The organism is Serratia sp. OS31 (assembly GCF_014164835.1).
GTDB classification, from domain to species: domain Bacteria; phylum Pseudomonadota; class Gammaproteobacteria; order Enterobacterales; family Enterobacteriaceae; genus Serratia; species Serratia liquefaciens_A.
Map to the genome: position 1 here is coordinate 1 of NZ_JACJFQ010000001.1, position 20,329 is coordinate 20,329.

General features: G+C 57.4%; 18 protein-coding genes and 1 riboswitch. Of the genes, 13 read left to right on the top strand and 5 right to left on the bottom strand.

The annotated features are described in order from the left end of the window. A partial coding sequence (locus H5P17_RS00005; RefSeq protein WP_182820642.1) for a LysR family transcriptional regulator occupies window positions 1–394 on the bottom strand: 394 nt, incomplete at its 3' end. Window positions 395–1,078: 684 nt separating this feature from the next. On the opposite strand from H5P17_RS00005, the gene leuL reads away from it, so the two are divergent. From leuL to leuD, 5 genes are all read left to right on the top strand, one after another. After that, window positions 1,079–1,162, top strand: coding sequence for a leu operon leader peptide (leuL, locus tag H5P17_RS26795; RefSeq protein WP_156033875.1), 84 nt, complete (start codon window positions 1,079–1,081; stop codon window positions 1,160–1,162). A gap of 89 nt (window positions 1,163–1,251) precedes the next feature. Continuing rightward, window positions 1,252–2,826: a 2-isopropylmalate synthase gene (leuA, locus tag H5P17_RS00015; protein WP_044554163.1), complete on the top strand. Its 1,575-nt coding sequence runs from the start codon at window positions 1,252–1,254 to the stop codon at window positions 2,824–2,826. Between the two features lie 2 nt (window positions 2,827–2,828). Further along, window positions 2,829–3,920, top strand: a complete 1,092-nt coding sequence (gene leuB / locus H5P17_RS00020) for a 3-isopropylmalate dehydrogenase (protein WP_041414192.1) — start codon at window positions 2,829–2,831, stop codon at window positions 3,918–3,920. Window position 3,921: 1 nt separating this feature from the next. After that, the gene (leuC, locus tag H5P17_RS00025; protein WP_044554162.1) at window positions 3,922–5,322 is read left to right on the top strand and encodes a 3-isopropylmalate dehydratase large subunit; all 1,401 of its coding nucleotides are present in this window, start codon (window positions 3,922–3,924) and stop codon (window positions 5,320–5,322) included. Between the two features lie 9 nt (window positions 5,323–5,331). After that, window positions 5,332–5,934, top strand: coding sequence for a 3-isopropylmalate dehydratase small subunit (gene leuD, locus H5P17_RS00030; RefSeq protein ID WP_044554161.1), 603 nt, complete (start codon window positions 5,332–5,334; stop codon window positions 5,932–5,934). 35 nt (window positions 5,935–5,969) lie between these two features. Here leuD and H5P17_RS00035 read toward each other — a convergent pair whose 3' ends face one another. The 3 genes from H5P17_RS00035 to sgrT form a co-directional block, all read right to left on the bottom strand. After that, on the bottom strand, window positions 5,970–7,442 hold the full coding sequence (locus H5P17_RS00035) for a DASS family sodium-coupled anion symporter (protein WP_044554160.1): 1,473 nt from the start codon (window positions 7,440–7,442) through the stop codon (window positions 5,970–5,972). A 140-nt stretch (window positions 7,443–7,582) separates the two neighbouring features. Beyond that, a complete protein-coding gene (locus tag H5P17_RS00040) occupies window positions 7,583–8,788 on the bottom strand; it encodes a sugar efflux transporter (protein ID WP_182820644.1) in 1,206 nt (401 codons plus the stop codon). A 159-nt stretch (window positions 8,789–8,947) separates the two neighbouring features. Further along, window positions 8,948–9,121, bottom strand: a complete 174-nt coding sequence (gene sgrT / locus H5P17_RS00045; protein WP_071827067.1) for a glucose uptake inhibitor SgrT — start codon at window positions 9,119–9,121, stop codon at window positions 8,948–8,950. Between the two features lie 90 nt (window positions 9,122–9,211). Between sgrT and sgrR the strand changes: the two genes are divergently transcribed. From sgrR to ilvN, 7 genes are all read left to right on the top strand, one after another. Further along, complete coding sequence (gene sgrR / locus H5P17_RS00050) at window positions 9,212–10,873, top strand: HTH-type transcriptional regulator SgrR (RefSeq protein ID WP_182820646.1); 1,662 nt, start codon at window positions 9,212–9,214, stop codon at window positions 10,871–10,873. Window positions 10,874–10,910: 37 nt separating this feature from the next. Further along, window positions 10,911–11,016: riboswitch (TPP riboswitch) on the top strand. A gap of 58 nt (window positions 11,017–11,074) precedes the next feature. Beyond that, on the top strand, window positions 11,075–12,061 hold the full coding sequence (gene thiB / locus H5P17_RS00055; RefSeq protein ID WP_044554157.1) for a thiamine ABC transporter substrate binding subunit: 987 nt from the start codon (window positions 11,075–11,077) through the stop codon (window positions 12,059–12,061). Next, window positions 12,037–13,644, top strand: a complete 1,608-nt coding sequence (gene thiP, locus H5P17_RS00060; RefSeq protein WP_044554156.1) for a thiamine/thiamine pyrophosphate ABC transporter permease ThiP — start codon at window positions 12,037–12,039, stop codon at window positions 13,642–13,644. Before thiB ends, thiP begins: the two co-directional genes overlap by 25 nt. Next, entirely contained in the window at window positions 13,631–14,335 is a 705-nt protein-coding gene (gene thiQ / locus H5P17_RS00065; protein ID WP_182820648.1) for a thiamine ABC transporter ATP-binding protein ThiQ, read from the top strand. Before thiP ends, thiQ begins: the two co-directional genes overlap by 14 nt. Before the next feature lie 88 nt (window positions 14,336–14,423). Beyond that, window positions 14,424–14,537 carry an ilvB operon leader peptide IvbL gene (gene ivbL, locus H5P17_RS00070; RefSeq protein ID WP_218167600.1) on the top strand — a complete coding sequence of 38 codons (114 nt, stop codon included), beginning with the start codon at window positions 14,424–14,426 and terminating at the stop codon, window positions 14,535–14,537. A 111-nt stretch (window positions 14,538–14,648) separates the two neighbouring features. Continuing rightward, complete coding sequence (ilvB, locus tag H5P17_RS00075; protein ID WP_182820650.1) at window positions 14,649–16,343, top strand: acetolactate synthase large subunit; 1,695 nt, start codon at window positions 14,649–14,651, stop codon at window positions 16,341–16,343. A 3-nt stretch (window positions 16,344–16,346) separates the two neighbouring features. Beyond that, complete coding sequence (gene ilvN / locus H5P17_RS00080; protein WP_020825185.1) at window positions 16,347–16,640, top strand: acetolactate synthase small subunit; 294 nt, start codon at window positions 16,347–16,349, stop codon at window positions 16,638–16,640. Window positions 16,641–16,814: 174 nt separating this feature from the next. Here the strand turns inward: ilvN and H5P17_RS00085 are convergent, their stop codons facing one another. Further along, window positions 16,815–17,585, bottom strand: a complete 771-nt coding sequence (locus tag H5P17_RS00085) for a DedA family protein (RefSeq protein ID WP_044554153.1) — start codon at window positions 17,583–17,585, stop codon at window positions 16,815–16,817. A gap of 183 nt (window positions 17,586–17,768) precedes the next feature. Between H5P17_RS00085 and H5P17_RS00090 the strand changes: the two genes are divergently transcribed. Next, on the top strand, window positions 17,769–20,132 hold the full coding sequence (locus tag H5P17_RS00090; protein ID WP_182820652.1) for a DNA polymerase II: 2,364 nt from the start codon (window positions 17,769–17,771) through the stop codon (window positions 20,130–20,132). The last annotated feature ends 197 nt before the right edge of the window (window positions 20,133–20,329 follow it).

Consider the following 20,329-nt stretch of genomic DNA (forward strand, 5'->3'; position numbering starts at 1 on the left):
TGATTATTCCGGCCCCCAGTCGCAGATCCAGCGGGCTGCAGATGGCGATGGAGAAAACGCGTTCACTGGTGAAGGGTTCGAACTCCGCGCCCGGCAACTCATTTTGCACCAACTGCAAAGCCTGTCTGACGGGCCCAAACAGCTGCCGAGCTCGCGTCGTCGGTTGAATGCCACGTCCACAGCGCACGAACAGCTCATCGTTAAACATCAATTTCAACCGCGCGACCGCATTGCTGACTGCCGGTTGTGACATTCCCAAAAAACCCGCCGCCCGGGTGATGTTTTGCATCTGCATCACGGCATCGAAGACGGTGAGCAAATTCAGATCGACACCGCGCAAATGCATATCAGTGACGTCTTTATCAATGATAACTCCTGAATTACATTCCGACATATCCCACTCCACTAAGTCCTGTGTAGATAATTCATCAGGCATAATTAAAACAACGACATCGCGGTATTAACCACACCGTATAGAATTAGTTATCTCTCGCTCCGTTCATGTAACATCGGGCTCAAGTATCGTCCTGTTTATAAACATGGTTAAAAGCCAAAATCCGGTTTTCAACAGATTTATCATTCACCTCCCAGTAAAAAACATGAAACTCTTATATTTAATAACATGCAGTAACAAACCATTTTCTTTCACCCTCCGACAAGCAATATTCAAAAACACGTATCACCCAATCGAAAACCTGTGACTTACCGCCCCTATTTAGTCACATCAATAATTCACAAAAAATATAAATCATCGAAAAGCATTGATGCCAACAATAAAAAACGGCCACCTTCAACACTGGCTAGCACGGCTCTCGTTATTTTGCATCTTTAATTTTAACGCACTGTCTCTCAGAAGCAATTGCGAGAATATATATTCATTTCGTTTATGCTAACCGGGCCGCAAATCCGCCTTCACCTTTTCTCTGACAATGTCATTTTTCACCGAACTATCGTCTGTTTCTCAGGGTGCGTTAATCGGGCACTAAAGGAGTACCCTCATTTTCAATCAGGTGTTGACATAGTTAGGCCAATAACGTATCAAATTAGACAACGAAATTATTTAGAGAGTTGAACCGCCATGAACCGCACTTACCGTCTACTAGGCCTACTACTTAACGCATCTTCTTTGCGCGGTATGCCGGTGGACGGAGTTCAGAGCTGATTCAGCCCACCCTCATAACAAACCCGCGCTACTGCGCGGGTTTTTTTTTACCCGCTTAGCGTGAAATAAACACGATAAGGAACCACCCGATGAGCCAACAAGTCATTATTTTCGATACAACTTTGCGTGATGGCGAACAGGCGCTGCAAGCCAGCCTGAGCGTGAAAGAGAAGATTCAGATTGCGATGGCGCTGGAAAGAATGGGTGTCGACGTCATGGAAGTGGGTTTCCCTGTCTCCTCACCGGGTGATTTCGAATCCGTGCAAACCATCGCTCGCCAGATTAAAAACAGCCGTGTCTGTGGCCTGGCGCGTTGCGTAGATAAAGATATCGACGTCGCGGCCGAAGCATTACGCGTCGCCGAAGCGTTCCGCATTCACGTGTTCCTGGCCACCTCGACCCTGCATATTGAATCAAAACTGAAGCGCTCGTTCGATGAAGTGCTGGAGATGGCAATACGCTCGGTGAAGCGCGCCCGTAACTACACGGACGACGTAGAATTCTCCTGCGAAGACGCCGGCCGCACGCCAATCGATAACCTGTGTCGCGTGGTAGAAGCCGCTATCAATGCCGGCGCTACCACCATCAATATTCCGGACACCGTGGGCTACACCACGCCGAACCAGTTTGGCGGCATTATCACCACCCTGTATGACCGCGTACCGAATATCGATAAAGCCATTATCTCTGTCCACTGCCACGACGATCTGGGTATGGCGGTCGGCAACTCCATCGCCGCAGTGCAGGCCGGCGCCCGCCAGGTTGAAGGGACCCTGAACGGTATCGGCGAACGCGCAGGCAACACCTCGCTGGAAGAAGTGATCATGGCGATCAAAGTGCGCCAGGACATCATGAACGTGCACACCAACATCAACCATCAGGAAATTTTCCGTACCAGCCAGATTGTCAGCCAGCTGTGCAACATGCCGATCCCGGCCAACAAAGCGATCGTCGGTTCCAATGCTTTTGCCCACTCCTCCGGTATTCACCAAGACGGCGTGCTGAAAAATCGCGAAAACTACGAAATCATGTCCCCGCAGACCATAGGTCTGAAGGATGTACAGCTGAACCTGACTTCCCGTTCCGGTCGCGCTGCGGTGAAACACCGTATGGAAGAGATGGGCTATAAGGAACAGGACTACAACCTGGACAATCTGTACGCCGCCTTCCTGAAGCTGGCCGACAAAAAAGGCCAGGTGTTCGATTACGACCTGGAAGCGCTGGCGTTCATTAATAAGCAACAGGAAGAGCCAGAGCACTTCAGCCTGGATTACTTCAGCGTGCAGTCAGGCAGCAGCATTATGGCCACCGCCTCGGTGAAACTGGTCTGCGGCGAAGAAGAGAAAGCCGAAGCGGCCACCGGCAATGGCCCGGTTGACGCGGTTTATCAGGCAATCAACCGGATTACCGGTTACCCGATCGAACTGGTGAAATATCAATTAACCGCCAAGGGCCAGGGGCGCGATGCGCTGGGCCAGGTTGATATCGTGGTGTCCTACAACGGCCGCCGCTTCCATGGCGTAGGTCTGGCGACCGACATCGTGGAATCCTCCGCCAAGGCGATGGTTCACGTATTGAATAATATTTGGCGCTCCCAGCAGGTAGAAAAAGAAAAGCAGCGTCTGCAGCAAAGCAAACATCAAAATAATCAGGAAACGGTGTGAACATGACGAAGACCTACCACATTGCCGTCTTGCCCGGAGACGGAATCGGCCCGGAAGTAATGGCCCAAGCGCGTAAAGTGTTGAACGCAGTGCGTCAGCGCTTTGATATCCGCATCACCGAAGCCGAGTACGACGTCGGTGGTATTGCCATCGATCGTCATGGCAGTCCGCTGCCGCAGGCAACCCTCGCCGGTTGCGAGCAAGCCGACGCCATTCTGTTCGGTTCAGTCGGTGGCCCGAAATGGGAACACTTGCCGCCGGCAGAGCAGCCTGAACGCGGTGCCTTGCTGCCCTTGCGCAAGCACTTCAAACTGTTCAGCAACCTGCGCCCTGCTCGCCTGTATCAAGGGTTGGAAGAGTTCTGCCCGCTGCGCGCCGACATCGCCGCCCGCGGTTTCGATATTTTGTGCGTGCGTGAACTGACCGGCGGCATCTATTTCGGCCAGCCGAAAGGCCGCGAAGGCCAGGGCATGCAGGAACGCGCTTTCGACACCGAGGTCTATCATCGCTTCGAGATCGAACGCATTGCGCGCATCGCCTTCGAATCTGCCCGCAAGCGCCGCAATAAAGTGACCTCGATTGATAAAGCCAACGTATTGCAGAGCTCCATTCTGTGGCGCGAAGTGGTGAATCAGGTCGCTAAGGATTACCCAGACGTGTCGCTGTCGCATATGTATATCGACAACGCCACCATGCAGTTGATCAAAGACCCGTCACAGTTCGACGTGCTGCTGTGTTCCAACCTGTTCGGCGATATCCTGTCCGACGAGTGCGCAATGATCACCGGGTCGATGGGCATGCTGCCGTCCGCCAGCCTGAACGAGCAAGGCTTCGGTTTATACGAGCCCGCAGGCGGTTCTGCGCCGGACATCGCGGGTAAAGGCATCGCCAACCCGATCGCCCAGATCCTGTCAGCCACCCTGCTGCTGCGTTACAGCCTGGGTGCCACTGAAGCAGCAGATGCCGTAGAACGCGCAATCAACCAGGCGCTGGAACAGGGTTACCGCACCGCCGATCTGGCCGGTACCGGTAAAGCCATCAGCACCGATGAAATGGGCGACATCATCGCCCGCTTTGTAGCTCAGGGGGCATAACATGGCCAAGACCTTATATCAGAAGCTGTACGATGCCCATGTGGTACACGAAGCACCGAACGAAACGCCGTTGTTGTATATCGACCGCCATCTGGTGCACGAAGTCACTTCACCACAGGCGTTTGACGGCCTGCGCGCCATGGGCCGCAAAGTGCGCCAACCGGGCAAGACCTTTGCCACCATGGATCACAACGTCTCGACCCAAACCAAAGACATCAATGCCAGCGGCGAGATGGCGCGTATTCAAATGCAGGAGCTGATCAAAAACTGTGCTGAATTCGGCGTCTCACTGTATGACCTGAACCACCCGTTCCAGGGCATCGTACACGTCATCGGCCCTGAACAGGGCATGACGCTGCCGGGCATGACCATCGTCTGCGGCGACTCCCACACCGCGACGCACGGCGCTTTCGGCTCGCTGGCCTTCGGTATCGGCACTTCGGAAGTGGAGCACGTTTTGGCTACCCAGACCCTGAAACAGGGGCGCGCCAAGACCATGAAGATTGAAGTCACCGGCGACGCCGCCGAAGGCATTACCGCCAAGGACATCGTGCTGGCGATTATCGGCAAAACCGGCAGCGCCGGCGGTACCGGTCACGTTGTGGAATTTTGTGGCAAAGCGATTGAGGCGCTGAGCATGGAAGGCCGTATGACCCTGTGCAACATGGCGATCGAAATGGGCGCCAAAGCCGGGTTAGTGGCTCCGGACGACACCACCTTTGAATACCTGAAAGGCCGTCAGTTTGCCCCAACCGGCAATAACTGGGAGCAGGCTGTCGCCTACTGGCGCACCATGAAGTCCGATGACGACGCCAGGTTCGATACCGTAGTGACCCTGCGCGCCGAAGACATCGCGCCACAGGTCACCTGGGGCACCAACCCAGGCCAGGTCATTGCTGTCAATCAGGCCATTCCGGCGCCGGAATCGTTCAGCGATCCGGTTGAACGTGCCTCGGCAGAAAAAGCGTTGGCCTATATGGACCTCAAACCGGGTATCAAGCTGACCGAAGTGCCAATCGACAAAGTGTTTATCGGTTCTTGTACCAACTCACGTATCGAAGATTTGCGCGCGGCGGCGGCAATCGCCAAAGGCCGCAAGGTTGCCAACGGCGTACAGGCTATCGTGGTGCCGGGCTCCGGCCCGGTGAAGGCCCAAGCAGAAGCGGAAGGCCTGGATCAAATCTTTATTGAAGCCGGTTTCGAATGGCGTCTGCCAGGCTGCTCAATGTGTCTGGCGATGAACAACGATCGTCTGAACCCTGGCGAGCGCTGTGCATCTACCAGCAACCGTAACTTCGAAGGGCGTCAGGGCCGCGGTGGACGTACTCACCTGGTCAGCCCTGCGATGGCCGCGGCGGCGGCCGTTGCCGGTCATTTCGCCGATATCCGTGATATTCACTAAGGGGCTAACGTGTCTAAATTTACTCAACATATTGGTTTAGTCGTGCCTCTGGACGCGGCTAACGTCGACACCGACGCCATCATTCCAAAACAGTTTTTACAGAAAGTGACGCGTACCGGCTTCGGCCAGCACCTGTTTAACGACTGGCGCTTCCTCGACGACGCCGGCCAGCAGCCAAACCCTGAGTTCGTGCTGAACAAGCCGCGCTACAAAGGTGCCAGCATCCTGCTGGCGCGTGAAAACTTTGGCTGTGGCTCCTCACGTGAGCACGCTCCGTGGGCACTGACCGATTACGGTTTCAAAGTGGTGATTGCACCAAGCTTCGCCGATATCTTCTACGGCAACTCGTTCAACAACCAGCTGCTGCCGGTTACTTTGAGCGAACAGCAGGTCGATGAGCTGTTCAACCTGGTTGCAGACAACGAAGGGGTTGAATTCGTGGTCGACCTGGAGAATCAGACGGTCAATGCCGGTGGCAAAAGCTACCCGTTTGAGATCGACAGTTTCCGCCGCCACTGCATGATCCATGGGCTGGACAGCATCGGCCTGACGCTGCAACACGAAGCGGATATTTCACGCTATGAGGCGCAACAGCCGGCCTTCCTGAACTGAACAGCAAACACCCGCCGTCTGGCGGGTGTTTTTTATCACCAGTAACCCAGCCACTTCCACCAGGCCCCGCCAATTAACATCCAAATCAGCAGGTTAATCACGCTCATCACAAAACCGGCTTTCCACCATTCGCCCAGCGTCACATAGCCGGAACCGAAAATAATCGGTGCCGTCCCGGTACCATAGTGGGTCAGTGACATCATCAGAGAAGACGAAAACGCCAGGATCAGGCCCAACAGCGCCGGTGGCGCCCCGAGCGCAACGCCGGCGGCAAAGAAAGCGGCAAACATGGCGGTGACGTGTGCGGTGGTGCTGGCAAAGAAGTAGTGCGAATACAGATAGATGATGGTCAGCAGCACGGTACCGCCCACCCAGCTCATCCCCATATGATCAATGCCACTGCCCACGGTCTGCGACAGCCAACCGATCAACCCCAACTTGCCGAGGAAGCTGGCCATCATCACCAGCGCGGAGAACCACACCACCGTATCCCAGGCACCTTTGTGCTTCAACACGTCCTCCCAACTCAACACGCCGGTGGCCAACAGTACCGCCAGGCCAATCAGCGCGGCCGTGGTTGGGTTAACCGCCAGCGCCGGACCGAAGATCATCGCAGGGATACCCGCCCACAGCACCAGCAGCAGGGCAAACACTGCCAGGGTGATTTTCTCCGGCAAAGTGACCGGGCCCAAAGCCTGTAACTTGTCGCGAGCGAAACGCGGCGCGTCCGGGGTGCTTTTCACCTCCGGCGGATACAGCAGATAAATAACCAGCGGCATAACGATCAACGAACACACGCCCGGCACCAGAGCGGCAATCGCCCACATAGACCAGGAGAGTTCGAAGTTGCCATGCGTGCCTTTGGCTATCAGGCTGACGATCAACGGGTTGGGCGCAGTAGCCGTGATAAACATCGCCGACGTGATGGGGTTGATGTTGTAATTCACCAGCGACAGATAGCGGCCAATTTTACCGGAGGTATTCAGATCGGGCCGGGAGCCGAAGCTGTCGGCGATTGACTTCATGATCGGGTGAATAATCCCGCCGCCTCGGGCGGTATTGCTTGGGGTGACCGGCGCCAGGGTCGTTTCCGCCAGCGTCAATGCATAGGCGATCCCCAGCGTCTTCTTGCCGAACAACGAAATAAAGTAGTAGCCAATGCGTGCCCCCAGCCCGGTTTTGTTCAGGCTAAGCGAGATCATGATCGAAAAACCGATCAACCAAATCAACTGGTTGGAGAACCCGCTGAGCGCATCATTCAGCGCCGCGCCCGGTTTGCCGGGGTTAGTGACGCCGGTTACGGCCACCAGCGCAATGGCCACGATGGAAACGGCACCGATCGGCATTGCCTTGCCGATGATGGCGATAATAGTGCCGATAAACAGCGCCAGCAGGTGCCAGGCATTGGGCGCAACCCCTTCGGGAACCGGGATTACAAACCAGATAAGCAGAGCGGCGGCGACAGCACACAGGGAAGGGACAGGTTTGAGCGGTGTTAGTTTATCCATAACATACCCACTTTTCTAAACGGATCGGCATCTCAACAAAGAGATGGACGGGAGCACAGCGATGAAGCTCCGGATCCGTTTAGCTTGGGGCTTGGCGCAATGTTCTCAATGACATGCGTCAATGTTGCTGCCGTTTAAACTCACACTTCTCGTACGCGAACGCTCATCCACAACGCCGCCACGGCCAAAAGTGTCGCCAGCCAGTACACGGCGTAATGGCCCAGGTTTTCCACCAGTGCGCCCTGCAGCACCCCGGCCAGGATCACCCCGGTAGAAATACTGTTGGTAAACAGCGTTGTCGCCGCGCCTGGCCGTCCCGGCATCAGGTCCTGGAAATAGAGCATGCCGATACCGGCGATGATGCCGATAAAGATGGCGTTGAACAACTGCAATACCATCAGCGCCAGCTTGAATTTAAACACCACCAGCCCGGCATAAAACAGGATGCCTGCCGCCACGGCGAACAGCATCATATTGCGTTTGCCGAAGCGTTTGACGTAATAACCGGCCAGCAGCATCGCCGGGATCTCCAGCCCGGCGGCCGTGCCCATCAAAAGCCCCGCCAGGTTCTCCGGCAGGCCCAGATCGGCGGTGATATACAGCGGCATGTCGATGATGTACATGGTATTGCAGGTCCACATCAGCACCGAGGCGATAAACAGCCGCCTGACATCCGGATTCCGCCAGGCGCTGACCGGGACAATCGGTGCCGAAGGCGCTGCGATTAGCGTATCGGCAGGTTCTACCGGCACAACACGCGGCACCGAAGGCAGCGTAAACCACACCAGCAATGCACAGATTGCAAAAGTCGCCGCAGCAATGACGAACATCACCGTAAAGCCGTAATTCAGCGCCAGCGTAAACGACAGCGGCGGGCCAATGACCCAGGCCAACGACAGCTGCGCACGCATGACCGAGCTGAACATCACCACTTCACGCGCCGAGCTGTCGGCATATTCCCGCGCCAGTGCAAAAATCTGCGGCATGGCGGTGTTGGCAATCGCCGACAGCAGCACCCCGGCCGTGATCAGCGTCAAATAGTCGCGGTTGAAGGCAAAAAGCAGGCAATTGCCGACCGCCATCAGGCAACACACCAGGATCAGTTTGCGTCGATCGCCGCGCGTGTCCGAGCGTTTGGCCAGCAGAAAACTGACCGCAATACCGACAATGGCGTTAACGGTATAGAACAGACCCACCCACAGCGGCCGGACTTTAACCTCGGTGGTTAAAAACAGGCTCAGGGTCGGTGCCAATAGCGCGCCGGCAATACCGGAAAGGAAAGCAATCAGCAGGAAAGCGGCAAAGACGGGATTAAAGCGGCGTGGCAGCCAATGCAGTCGTTTCATATCGTCGTCTCTGGGCTTTAATGCGGAAGACAGAACCTTAGGCCAAGGGGAAAAAATTGCAAGAATATCCCCACAGCCCACAATAAAAAAACCAGTGGGTATGACCCCACTGGCTGGTGAACAACACCATTACTCAGAAACACTTTCGCTACCGAAGCCTCAGAGGTGCTCGCGGTATTGCTTGTCCGTCATTGACGCGATATCCCATTGGGTCAGGTGGGCCAACATCTCCAGCCGCGCCTGTTCAGGCACCAGCCCCAACCAGTCGGCGTGCTGCCGACGTATCGCACTGAAGTAGCGCTGATAGAACTGTTTTGACAAGAAAACTTTCATCCGTCGCCCTCCCCCTTTCATTGAGGAAAATTATCGGCGTAATATAGGGAAAGATAAATTGATGGGTTACCGCCGGAACCTTCCTCTTTTATGTCCACATCCCGATTGCAACAACAGTTCATTCGCCTGTGGCAGCGCTGCCACGGTGAAGCGACCGAAACCACGCTACAGGAGCTGGCCGAAGTGCTCAGCTGTTCCCGCCGCCACGTGCGTTCGTTACTGGGTGCCATGCAACAGCAGGGCTGGCTGACCTGGCAGGCAGAGTCGGGGCGCGGCAAGCGTTCGCAACTGACCTTTCACTATACCGGTCTGGCGCTGCAGCAGCAGCGTGCCGAGGAGTTGCTGGAGCAGGATCGTATCGATCAGCTGGTGCAACTGGTCGGCGATAAAAACGTAGTGCGACAGATGCTGCTATCCCAGCTGGGCCGCAGCTTTCGTCAGGGTAAACACATTCTGCGCGTGCTCTATTACCGCCAACTGTACAATCTGTTGCCGGGTTCGGCGTTGCGGCGCTCGGAAACCCATTTGGCCCGACAGATTTTCAGCGGCCTGACGCGGATAAACGAGGAAAACGGGGAACTTGAATCCGACCTTTCTCATCATTGGCAAGCTTTAACGCCGTTGCATTGGCGATTTTATCTACGCCCGGCCATTCATTTTCACCATGGGCGCGAGCTGGAAATGGAGGATGTCATCCGTTCGCTCAGCCGGTTGATGCCACAACCGCTGTTCTCCCATATCGAACGCGTGACTTCGCCGACGCCTTACGTGATTGACGTGCATTTGCACGCGCCCGATTACTGGCTGCCGTGGCTGCTGGGCAGCGTTCACGCCATGATATTGCCGCGCGAGTGGCAGAGCCTGCCGGAATTCTCGCGCCATCCGGTAGGGACCGGCCCCTACAGCGTGGTGCGCAATCACCGCAGCCAGATGAAAATTCACGCCTTTGACGATTACTTTGGCTATCGCGCGCTGATCGACGAGGTCAATATCTGGGTGCTGCCAGAGGTGACCGAAGAACTGGTGCACTCCGGCGTACAGCTACAGGCGGACGATACCGGGAAAAACGAGCTGGAAAGCCGGCTGGAAGAAGGCTGCTATTTTCTGCTGTTCGATCAGCGCTCACCGCTGGCCGCCGATCCGATCATGCGCAGCTGGTTGTGTGAACTGATCAATCCCATTTCGCTCCTGAGCAATGCCGGCCCTGTTTATCAACGCTATTGGTCACCGGCCTACGGCATTCTGCCGCGCTGGCACCACAATCGCGCGCTGGCTTTGCAGCCCAAACCGGCCGGTTTGACCGAGCTGACCCTGACCTACTACAGCGAACACTCAGAGTTTCACGCCATTCAGCAGGCCATCGAACCCTTGCTCGCGCAGCACGGCATCAAGCTGAATATTCAGATTGTCGATTACGCTACCTGGCATAAAGGCGACGCGAGCACCGACCTGTGGCTCGGCAGCGCCAACTTTTACCTGCCACTGGAGTTTTCACTGTTCGCCACCCTGTATGAACTGCCGCTGATGCAGCACTGCATGAGTGAGGACTTGTCCGAAGATGCGGCGCTGTGGCGCGCCAATGCGCTGCCGCTGGCGGATTTTTGCCAACGTCTGGTCAGCGGCCATCAATTGCATCCCCTGTTCCACCACTGGCTGCAACTGCATGGCCAGCGCAGCATGCGCGGCGTACGAATGAACACTCTGGGTTGGTTTGATTTCAAATCTGCCTGGTTTGCCCCCCCGGAAGCATAAGCACCTTTCACCGGCGCCCGTTAGTCTTTACAATGGCGCCGTCTCAACGGGGTGCAAAACGCCAGCGGCCGGTTTTGCTGAGAACAAACCCGTCGAACCTGATCCGGTCAATACCGGCGGAGGGATTTGAGCCCAGCGATCCGGCATCAGCCGCTTGCCCCCTCAGATACCCTTGCCCCCCTAAATTTTCAGGAGTGCAAAGTGGTCAAAAAAAGCCTGCCCTTGTTACTGTTGCTGTGCGCCGCATCGGTGTTCGCCAAGCCCACGCTGACGGTCTACACCTACGATTCCTTCGCCGCTGACTGGGGCCCTGGCCCGGCGGTTAAAAAGGCCTTTGAGGCCCAGTGCGATTGCGAGCTGAAATTTGTCGCGTTGGAAGACGGTGTCTCACTGCTTAACCGCCTGCGCATGGAGGGCAAAAACAGCGCCGCCGACGTGGTGCTGGGGCTGGACAACAACCTGCTGCAGGCTGCGCAACAAACCGGGTTATTCGCGCCAAGCGACGTCGACAGCAGCAAATTGAGCGTCCCGGGCGGCTGGCAAGACCAAACCTTCGTGCCTTATGACTACGGCTACTTTGCCTTCGTTTATAACAAAGAAAAGCTGAAGAACCCGCCCAAAAGCCTGCATGAGCTGGTCGACAGCAGCCAGAACTGGAAAGTGATCTACGAGGATCCGCGTACCAGTACCCCAGGTTTGGGTCTGCTGCTGTGGATGCAGAAAGTGTATGGCGATCAGGCACCGGCGGCCTGGCAGAAGCTGGCGAAGAAGACCGTCACCGTGACCAAGGGCTGGAGCGAAGCCTATGGCCTGTTCCTGAAAGGCGAAGGCGATTTGGTGCTCAGCTACACCACCTCCCCGGCTTACCATCTGATTGAAGAAAAAAAAGACGGTTACGCCGCGGCCAACTTCAGTGAAGGCCATTATCTGCAGGTGGAAGTGGCGGGCAAACTCAAGGCCGGCAAGCAGCCTGAGTTGGCGGAACGCTTTATGCAATTTATGGTATCCCCGGCGTTCCAAAATGCCATTCCTACCGGCAACTGGATGTACCCGGTGATCAAGACCTCACTGCCGGCCGGATTTGACCAAATGACCGTGCCGCAGACCGCCTTGCAATACAGCGCAGAAGAAGTGGCCAAACAACGCAGCAACTGGATCCGGGCATGGCAAACCGCCGTCAGCCACTGATCCCGCAGTGGCTCTGGCCGGGGCTGCTGGCCGCCGGCCTGATCCTGACCATCGCCGTGCTGGCGATGGGGTCGCTGTGGCGGCACGCCCCGGACAGCGACTGGCGTGGTTTATGGCAAGACAGCTACCTGTGGCACGTGGTGCGCTTTACGTTTTGGCAAGCCCTGCTGTCCGCGCTGATCTCGGTGCTGCCCGCGATTCTGTTGGCTCGGGCGCTCTATCGCCGCCGTTTCCCCGGCCGTCAGTTACTGCTGCGGCTCTGCGCCATGACGCTGGTGCTGCCGGTACTGGTGGCGGTGTTCGGCCTGCTCAGCGTCTATGGCCGCCAGGGCTGGTTGGCAATGCTGTGTGGCTGGCTGGGCATTAACTACAGTTTCACGCCTTATGGTCTGCAGGGCATCCTGCTGGCGCACATGTTTTTCAACCTGCCGTTGGCGACACGTCTGTTGCTGCAGGCGCTGGAAAACATTCCGGTTGAACAGCGCCAATTGTCAGCCCAGCTCGGCATGAGCGGTTGGCAGCAGTTTCGCTTTGTCGAATGGCCGGCGCTGCGCCGTCAAATCCTGCCGAGCGGCGCGCTGATCTTTATGCTGTGCTTCGCCAGCTTCGCCACCGTACTGTCGCTGGGAGGCGGCCCGCAGGCGACCACCATCGAACTGGCCATCTATCAGGCGCTCAGTTACGACTACGATCTCAGCCGCGCCGCCCTGCTGGCGCTGATCCAACTGACATGCTGCCTGGGACTGGTGATATTCAGCCAGCGGCTGAGCCAGGCGCTGCCGGTCGGCAATACCCATGCCCATATCTGGCGTAATCCGGAAGACAGCCTGTGGCGACGCATCAGTGACTTTTTGCTGATTGCCGCCGCGTTGCTGCTGCTGTTGCCCCCACTGCTGGCGGTGATCGCCGACGGCGCCAATCAAACGCTGGTCAGCGTCCTGCAGCAACAGGTGTTGTGGCAGGCGTTGTTCACTTCGTTGCGCATTGCTCTGGGGGCGGGCGTACTTTGTGTCGTGCTGGCCATGATGCTGCTATGGAGCAGCCGTGAGCTGAAGCTGCAACAGAGGCTCCGTTGGGGCCACGCGCTGGAGCTGAGCGGCATGGTGATCCTGGCGATGCCGGGCATCGTGCTGGCCACCGGTTTCTTCCTGCTGTTAAGCGACACCGTCGGGCTGCCGCAGTCGCCGTATGCGCTGGTGATCCTCACCAATGCGTTGATGGCCGTGCCCTATGCGCTAAAAGTGTTGGAAAACCCCATGCGCGACCTGGCCGAACGCTATAATCCGCTGTGCCTGTCGCTGGATATTCAGGGCTGGCAGCGGCTACGCTGGATTGAGCTGAAAGCGCTGCGCCGCCCGTTGGCCCAGGCGCTGGCCTTCGCCTGCGTGCTGTCGATCGGCGATTTCGGCGTGGTGGCGCTGTTTGGCAACGAACATTTCCGCACCCTGCCTTTTTACCTGTACCAGCAGATCGGCGCCTACCGCAGCAATGACGGCGCGGTCACCGCGTTGCTGTTGCTGCTGCTGTGCTTCCTGCTGTTTACCCTGATCGAACGCTTACCGGGCCGCCATGCTAAAGCTTGAAAAACTGACCTATCTGTATGAACACCTGCCAATGCGCTTCGACCTGCGTATTCAACCGGGCGAACGCGTCGCGGTGCTGGGTCCCAGCGGGGCGGGGAAAAGTACCCTGCTCAGCCTGATCGCCGGTTTTCTGCCGGCCGCCAGCGGCAGGTTGCTGCTTAACGGCAGCGACCACACCGGCACACCGCCGGCCAAACGCCCGGTCTCGATGTTGTTTCAGGAAAATAACCTGTTCGCCCACCTGACGGTGGAGCAGAACATCGGCTTGGGCCTGGATCCCGGCCTGCGGCTGAATGAAGAGCAGAAGTGGCAGTTGGCGCAAATTGCCCGGCAAGTGGGGCTGGAAGAACATCTGCCCCGCCTGCCGTCGCAGCTTTCCGGTGGCCAACGTCAGCGCGCCGCCCTGGCGCGTTGCCTGATCCGCCAGCGGCCCATCCTGTTGCTCGACGAACCTTTTTCGGCGCTCGATCCGGCTTTACGCAATGAGATGCTGCAATTGCTGCAGGAGGTTTGCGACCAGAGAAACCTGACGCTGTTAATGGTATCGCACAACCTGGATGACGCCGCACGCATTGCGCCACGGACCCTGCTGGTGGTGGACGGCCGCATTTATTACGACGGTCCGACGCAGGCACTGCTGGACGGCAGCGCGCCGGAAGCCAAGGTGCTGGGCATTTCACACAAACCGTGATCTTCCGCCCGTTTTTTATGCTGTGCAAATAAACCTGTTGTGCGAATTTTTCGCCTGTGGTTTTATAAAAACCTGACTTTTTTTACTGATGATAAGGTTCCCTGTGATCGCATCCTCGCTGACTTCGACCCTACTAATTACCGCGCTACCAGCCGCGGTGGTCGTCGTGCGTGTGGTGGTGGTCGTCGGCAATGCGCCGTAGGGTCCGAATCAACGCATCGATTCCCAAACCCCGCCGGCGCAAACCGGGCGGGGTTTTTAGTTTTAGCCCCCTGCCCAGAAAAGCAAACCGGCCTTGAGAAAGGATAGGAACATGGCAATTTCGGGCACGCCACATCAAGGTAACCGCTTCACTGGCGCAGAGTTGATCGTTCATCTGCTGGAGCGTCAGGGCATCACCACCGTCGCCGGTATTCCCGGCGGCGCGGCACTGCCGCTGTATGACGCGCTGAGCCAAAGCACCCGCATTCATCACGTCCTGGCTCGCCACGAGCAGGGGGCGGGTTTTATGGCGCAGGGTATGGCACGCGCTAACGGCAAGGCGGCGGTTTGTATCGCCTCGAGCGGCCCCGGTGCGACCAATCTGGTCACCGCCATCGCCGACGCCAAACTCGATTCTATCCCGCTGGTGTGCATCACCGGCCAGGTGCCCTCTTCGATGATTGGTACCGACGCCTTCCAGGAAGTAGACACCTACGGCATCTCGATTCCTATCACCAAGCACAACCATTTGGTCCGCGATATCCGCGAACTGCCGCAGGTGATCTGCGACGCATTCCGCATCGCTGAATCCGGCCGCCCTGGCCCGGTGTGGATCGACGTACCGAAAGATGTGCAAACGGCGGTTATCAGCCTGGACGAACTGCCGCCGATCGCCGTTCCCGATGCGGCACCAACCTTTGAAGCCACCGCCGTGGCGCAGGCCGCCGCGATGATCAACCAGGCCAAACGACCGGTGTTGTATTTGGGCGGCGGCATCATCTGCGCCAACGCCTATCAGCAGGCCATTGAGCTCGCTGAACGCGCTAACCTGCCCACCACCATGACGCTGATGGCATTGGGCGCCATGCCGGTGCAGCATCCGTTGTCGCTGGGCATGCTGGGTATGCACGCGGCGCGCAGTACCAACTTTATTCTGCAAGAGGCTGATTTACTGATCGTGCTGGGCGCGCGCTTTGACGATCGGGCGATTGGCAAGACCGAGCAATTCTGTCCAAACGCCAGCATCATTCACGTAGATATCGATCGCGCCGAACTGGGCAAGGTCAAACAGGCCAATATTGCCATTCACGCCGACGTTGGACAGGTACTGCAACAACTGCTGCCTCAAATCGAAGCGCAGCCACGCAGTGAATGGCTGAGTACCGTCAATGATCTCAAGCGCGAGTTCCCGTTCAGCATGCCTAACGCCGAAGATCCGCTGAGCCACTACGGGCTGGTGTTGGCTGCCGCGCGCTGCGTGGACGAAAGCGCCATCATTACCACCGACGTGGGGCAACATCAGATGTGGGTGGCGCAAGCCTATCCGCTGAGCCGGCCGCGCCAGTGGCTGACCTCCGGCGGGCTGGGCACCATGGGCTTCGGCTTGCCGGCAGCGATCGGCGCAGCCTTGGCCGAACCCCAGCGTAAGGTGCTGTGTTTCTCCGGCGACGGCAGCCTGATGATGAACATTCAGGAAATGGCAACCGCCGTCGAGCAGGACTTGGACGTGAAAATCATCCTGATGAACAACCAGGCGTTGGGGTTGGTGCACCAGCAGCAAACGCTGTTCTACCAGCAGCGCATCTTCGCCGCCGCCTATCCCAAACGCACCGACTTTATCAAGATTGCCGCCGGTTTCGGGATGGACACCTGCGATTTGAATGCCGCAGAAGATCCGCAGGCGGCACTGGCCGAAGCGCTCCAACGCCCGGGCCCTTGCCTGATCCACGCGCTGATTGATATTAATGAAAAAGTTTTCCCTATGGTGCCGCCGGGCGCTGCCAACATCGACATGATTGGAGAATAAGCCATGTCAGAACAACGCAATAACCCACAGGTGATCCTGGAACTGGCGGTACGTAACCACCCTGGCGTGATGTCGCACGTATGCGGTCTGTTTGCCCGCCGCGCCTTCAACGTGGAGGGCATTCTGTGCCTGCCGCTGAAAGACGGTAAGCAAAGCCGCATCTGGCTATTGGTGGCGGACGATCAACGTTTGGTGCAGATGATCAGCCAGGTAGAAAAACTCGAAGATGTGCTGCAGGTAAAACGCCACAGCGAAGACGTGCGGGTGTTTGAACAGCTGGAAGCCTTCTTCCAGTAAGGTGCAAAGGGGCGCCACGCTCCCGAATTTGATGACAAAGTTGTCTTTGCACCCGAGATACCCGGGCCTAGCGCACCGAGGGGCGCTCCGGCGGGCAAGCCGCTACGACCCCTGCGGCACGCTCTCCCTAATAACGAGCATTTTCAGCAGCCTGTGGGGCGTCACGCCCCCTTGTTATTGACCGGCCAACACCTTCCACAGCAGGTGACGGTAGACCGGCATCAGCGGTTGCTGGTGCAGGTAATAAAAGGTGCCGATCGCCAATCCCCAGCTCAGGACGCAGGCCATCCGCAAACGCACCGGCGACAGCCACTTGCCAAGCCGGTCGACGCTGCGTTTGCCTTCGCGCCACCATCGCCAGCTCAGCCAGGCGGCCAGCCAAATCAATACCACTACCGCAAACAGCAGCCATTTAAATAACGCGCTGTTGGCGCTGGCAGGGATGTCGATGGCTACGCCGGCCAAAATCCCCGGGAAGAAATAGACTGGCGGCCAGGCAATACAGCCGATGATGTTAGGCAACGCGAACTTATACGGCGGCAAATCGAGCATGCCGGCCACCATCGGCACCAGCGGGCGCGTTGGGCCGACAAAACGCCCAATCAGGATGGTCGCCATACTGTGTTGATGCAACGCGTGCTCTGTTTTGTCCAGCATCGCTTTGTTCTTCTTCAAGAATGACCAGCGGTGCAACGGCCCCTTGAAGGCGCGGCCGATAAAGTAAGAAATCCAGTCGCCCAACAGGCAACCCACGATGCCCGCCGCCCAGGCATAATAGAAATCTACCTGACCGCTGCCGATCAACGCACCGATACTGGCCATCATGACCGTGCCGGGCAGCAACAGCCCCACCAGCGCCAGCGATTCCAGAAACGCGACAAACATGACCACCATCAGAGTGAAAGCCAGTGACTGGGTGATCAAGTGCTGTAAATAGGCTTCCATTAAACCTCTGTTCGTTATCCAAAGCGCGTGGGCGTGGGATTGTCCGGTGCGGCCGGGAGCGAGTCAACCGGTGAATTGTATGCTTTTTTGGCAGAACTGTGCGACCATGGACAATTACTGTATAAAAACCCATACTATAATTTATCTATCCCCCTTTCAGCTTAGCTTCTCAGGAACAGCGTGATGTCACTCCAACAGGGTTTCTTGCTCACCCGCCACTGGCGTGATACGCCTGCCGGCACCGAGGTGGAGTTTTGGCTGGCGACCGACAATGGGCCGCAGCAACTTCGTCTGACGCCGCAGACCTCCGTAGCCTTTATCCCGGTCGAACAGCGCCAGCGCGCCGAACTGCTGCTGCGTGAGGAGCGGCAACTGGAGCTGAAACCCCTGCCGTTGACTGACTTTCACCATCGCCCGGTAGTGGGGTTGTACTGCCGTCAGCACCGCCAATTGATCAAGCTGGAAAAGTTGCTGAAAGACGGCGGCGTCAATGTCTACGAAGCCGATATCCGTCCGCCGGAACGCTACCTGATGGAGCGTTTCATCACCGCACCGGTGTGGTTCAGCGGTCAGGCCAACGGTAATGGCCCGCTGCAGGGCGGCCAAATGAAACCGGCGCCGGAATACCGCCCAACCTTGAAGCTGGTCTCTCTGGACATTGAAACCACCGCGCACGGCGAACTGTACTCGATTGCCCTGGAAGGTTGCGGCCAGCGCCAGGTTTACATGCTCGGGCCCGCCAACGGCGGCAATGAACCGCTGGATTTTGAGTTGGAATACTGCGTCAGCCGCCCGCAAATGCTGGAACGACTGAATCAATGGCTTGAACGGCACGATCCCGACGCCATTATTGGCTGGAACCTGGTGCAGTTCGATTTACGCGTGCTGCAAAAACACGCCGAACGCTATCAGATCCCATTGAGACTGGGCCGTGGCGGCAACCTGCTGGAGTGGCGCGAACACGGTTTCAAACAGAATCACTTTTTCGCTTCCGCCGCCGGTCGCCTGATTATCGACGGCATTGAAGCCTTGAAATCCGCCACCTGGAACTTCCCTTCGTTCAGCCTAGAACACGTGTCGCAAACGCTGCTGGGAGAAGGCAAGTCTATCGATAATCCGTACCAACGCATGGCCGAAATCGACCGACGCTTTGCCGAAGACAAGCCGGCGCTGGCGCGTTACAACCTGAAAGACTGCGAACTGGTTACGCGGATTTTTGCCAAAACCGAGTTGCTGACCTTCCTGCTGGAACGCGCCACGGTTACCGGGCTGGCAGCCGACCGCAGCGGCGGTTCGGTGGCCGCCTTCAGCAATCTGTATATGCCGCGCATGCATCGGCTGGGCTTTGTGGCCCCCAACCTCGGCGAGCAGCCCGAGGAACACAGCCCCGGCGGGTTTGTGATGGATTCACAACCCGGCCTGTATGACTCGGTGCTGGTGCTGGATTACAAGAGCCTGTACCCCTCGATCATCCGCACTTTTCTGATCGACCCGGTCGGCTTGGTGGAAGGAATGCGGCACCCAGGCGATGCGGACTCGGTGCCCGGTTTTCGCCACGCACGTTTTTCACGCAGCAAGCACTGTTTGCCGGCGATCGTCGAGCAGATCTGGCAAGGCCGTGAAGCGGCGAAACGTCAGCAAAACAAAGCCCTGTCGCAGGCCTTAAAGATCATCATGAACGCGCTGTATGGCGTATTAGGATCGAGCGGCTGTCGCTTTTTCGATCCCCGATTAGCCTCGTCGATCACCCTGCGCGGCCATGAGATCATGCGGCAAACGCGCGAACTGATCGAGGCGCAGGGGTATCAGGTGATCTACGGCGATACCGACTCGACCTTCGTTTGGCTCAAACAGCCGCATGACGAGCAGCAAGCGGCGCAAATAGGCCGAACGCTGGTGCAACAGGTGAACCAATGGTGGCAACAGCATCTGCAGCAAGAGTACGGGCTGGAAAATGCGCTGGAACTGGAGTTTGAAACCCATTACTCGCGTTTCCTGATGCCCACCATTCGCGGCGCCGAGCAGGGCAGCAAGAAACGTTACGCCGGGCTTATCGCCCAGCCAGACGGCAGTGAAGAGATGGTCTACAAGGGATTGGAAACGGTGCGTACCGACTGGACGCCGCTGGCGCAACAGTTTCAGCGTCTGCTGTATGAACGCATTTTCAAACGCCAGCCCTACCAGGATTTTGTGCGTGAATACGTTAGTCAAACGCTTAACGGCGAGTTCGACGATCGGCTGGTCTACCGCAAGCGTCTGCGCAGGAAGCTGGACGACTATCAGCGCAACGTTCCGCCGCATGTGCGCGCAGCACGCATCGCCGACGACTATAATCGTCAGCAGGGACGACCGTTGCAATACCAAAACGGCGGCTGGATCAGCTATATCATGACCGTGGCCGGGCCGGAGCCGCTGGAGACCCAGCAGTCGGCGATTGATTATCCCCATTATCTGGAGCGCCAGCTGCAGCCGGTGGCTGACGCTATACTGCCATTTTTACATGACGATTTTACGACGCTGGTGACCGGGCAGATGGGACTGTTTTGACATTCCACCCGCCAAGCGGGCTTTGGTGAAGGGTTAAGAAAAATCATCGGGTTTTGCAGGTGACGAACGCGTCGCCTTCCATTACCATAGCGCCCTTCCCAAATTCTGGCCCCACACACCCCCCATGTCGTCTGACGATGTATGCATGGGATGAATAGCTATTGCCCGCCATATTAAAATAAATCGGGATTAGCAGA

Bases quoted from the DNA above. Each gene is read 5' to 3' on its own strand.
- leuL (WP_156033875.1), top strand. From the start codon at position 1,079: ATGAACCGCACTTACCGTCTACTAGGCCTACTACTTAACGCATCTTCT.
- leuA (WP_044554163.1), top strand. From the start codon at position 1,252: ATGAGCCAACAAGTCATTATTTTCGATACAACTTTGCGTGATGGCGAA.
- leuB (WP_041414192.1), top strand. From the start codon at position 2,829: ATGACGAAGACCTACCACATTGCCGTCTTGCCCGGAGACGGAATCGGC.
- leuC (WP_044554162.1), top strand. From the start codon at position 3,922: ATGGCCAAGACCTTATATCAGAAGCTGTACGATGCCCATGTGGTACAC.
- H5P17_RS00035 (WP_044554160.1), bottom strand. From the start codon at position 7,442: ATGGATAAACTAACACCGCTCAAACCTGTCCCTTCCCTGTGTGCTGTC.
- H5P17_RS00040 (WP_182820644.1), bottom strand. From the start codon at position 8,788: ATGAAACGACTGCATTGGCTGCCACGCCGCTTTAATCCCGTCTTTGCC.
- sgrT (WP_071827067.1), bottom strand. From the start codon at position 9,121: ATGAAAGTTTTCTTGTCAAAACAGTTCTATCAGCGCTACTTCAGTGCG.
- sgrR (WP_182820646.1), top strand. From the start codon at position 9,212: ATGTCCACATCCCGATTGCAACAACAGTTCATTCGCCTGTGGCAGCGC.
- thiP (WP_044554156.1), top strand. From the start codon at position 12,037: ATGGCAAACCGCCGTCAGCCACTGATCCCGCAGTGGCTCTGGCCGGGG.
- thiQ (WP_182820648.1), top strand. From the start codon at position 13,631: ATGCTAAAGCTTGAAAAACTGACCTATCTGTATGAACACCTGCCAATG.
- ivbL (WP_218167600.1), top strand. From the start codon at position 14,424: ATGATAAGGTTCCCTGTGATCGCATCCTCGCTGACTTCGACCCTACTA.
- ilvB (WP_182820650.1), top strand. From the start codon at position 14,649: ATGGCAATTTCGGGCACGCCACATCAAGGTAACCGCTTCACTGGCGCA.
- ilvN (WP_020825185.1), top strand. From the start codon at position 16,347: ATGTCAGAACAACGCAATAACCCACAGGTGATCCTGGAACTGGCGGTA.
- H5P17_RS00085 (WP_044554153.1), bottom strand. From the start codon at position 17,585: ATGGAAGCCTATTTACAGCACTTGATCACCCAGTCACTGGCTTTCACT.
- H5P17_RS00090 (WP_182820652.1), top strand. From the start codon at position 17,769: ATGTCACTCCAACAGGGTTTCTTGCTCACCCGCCACTGGCGTGATACG.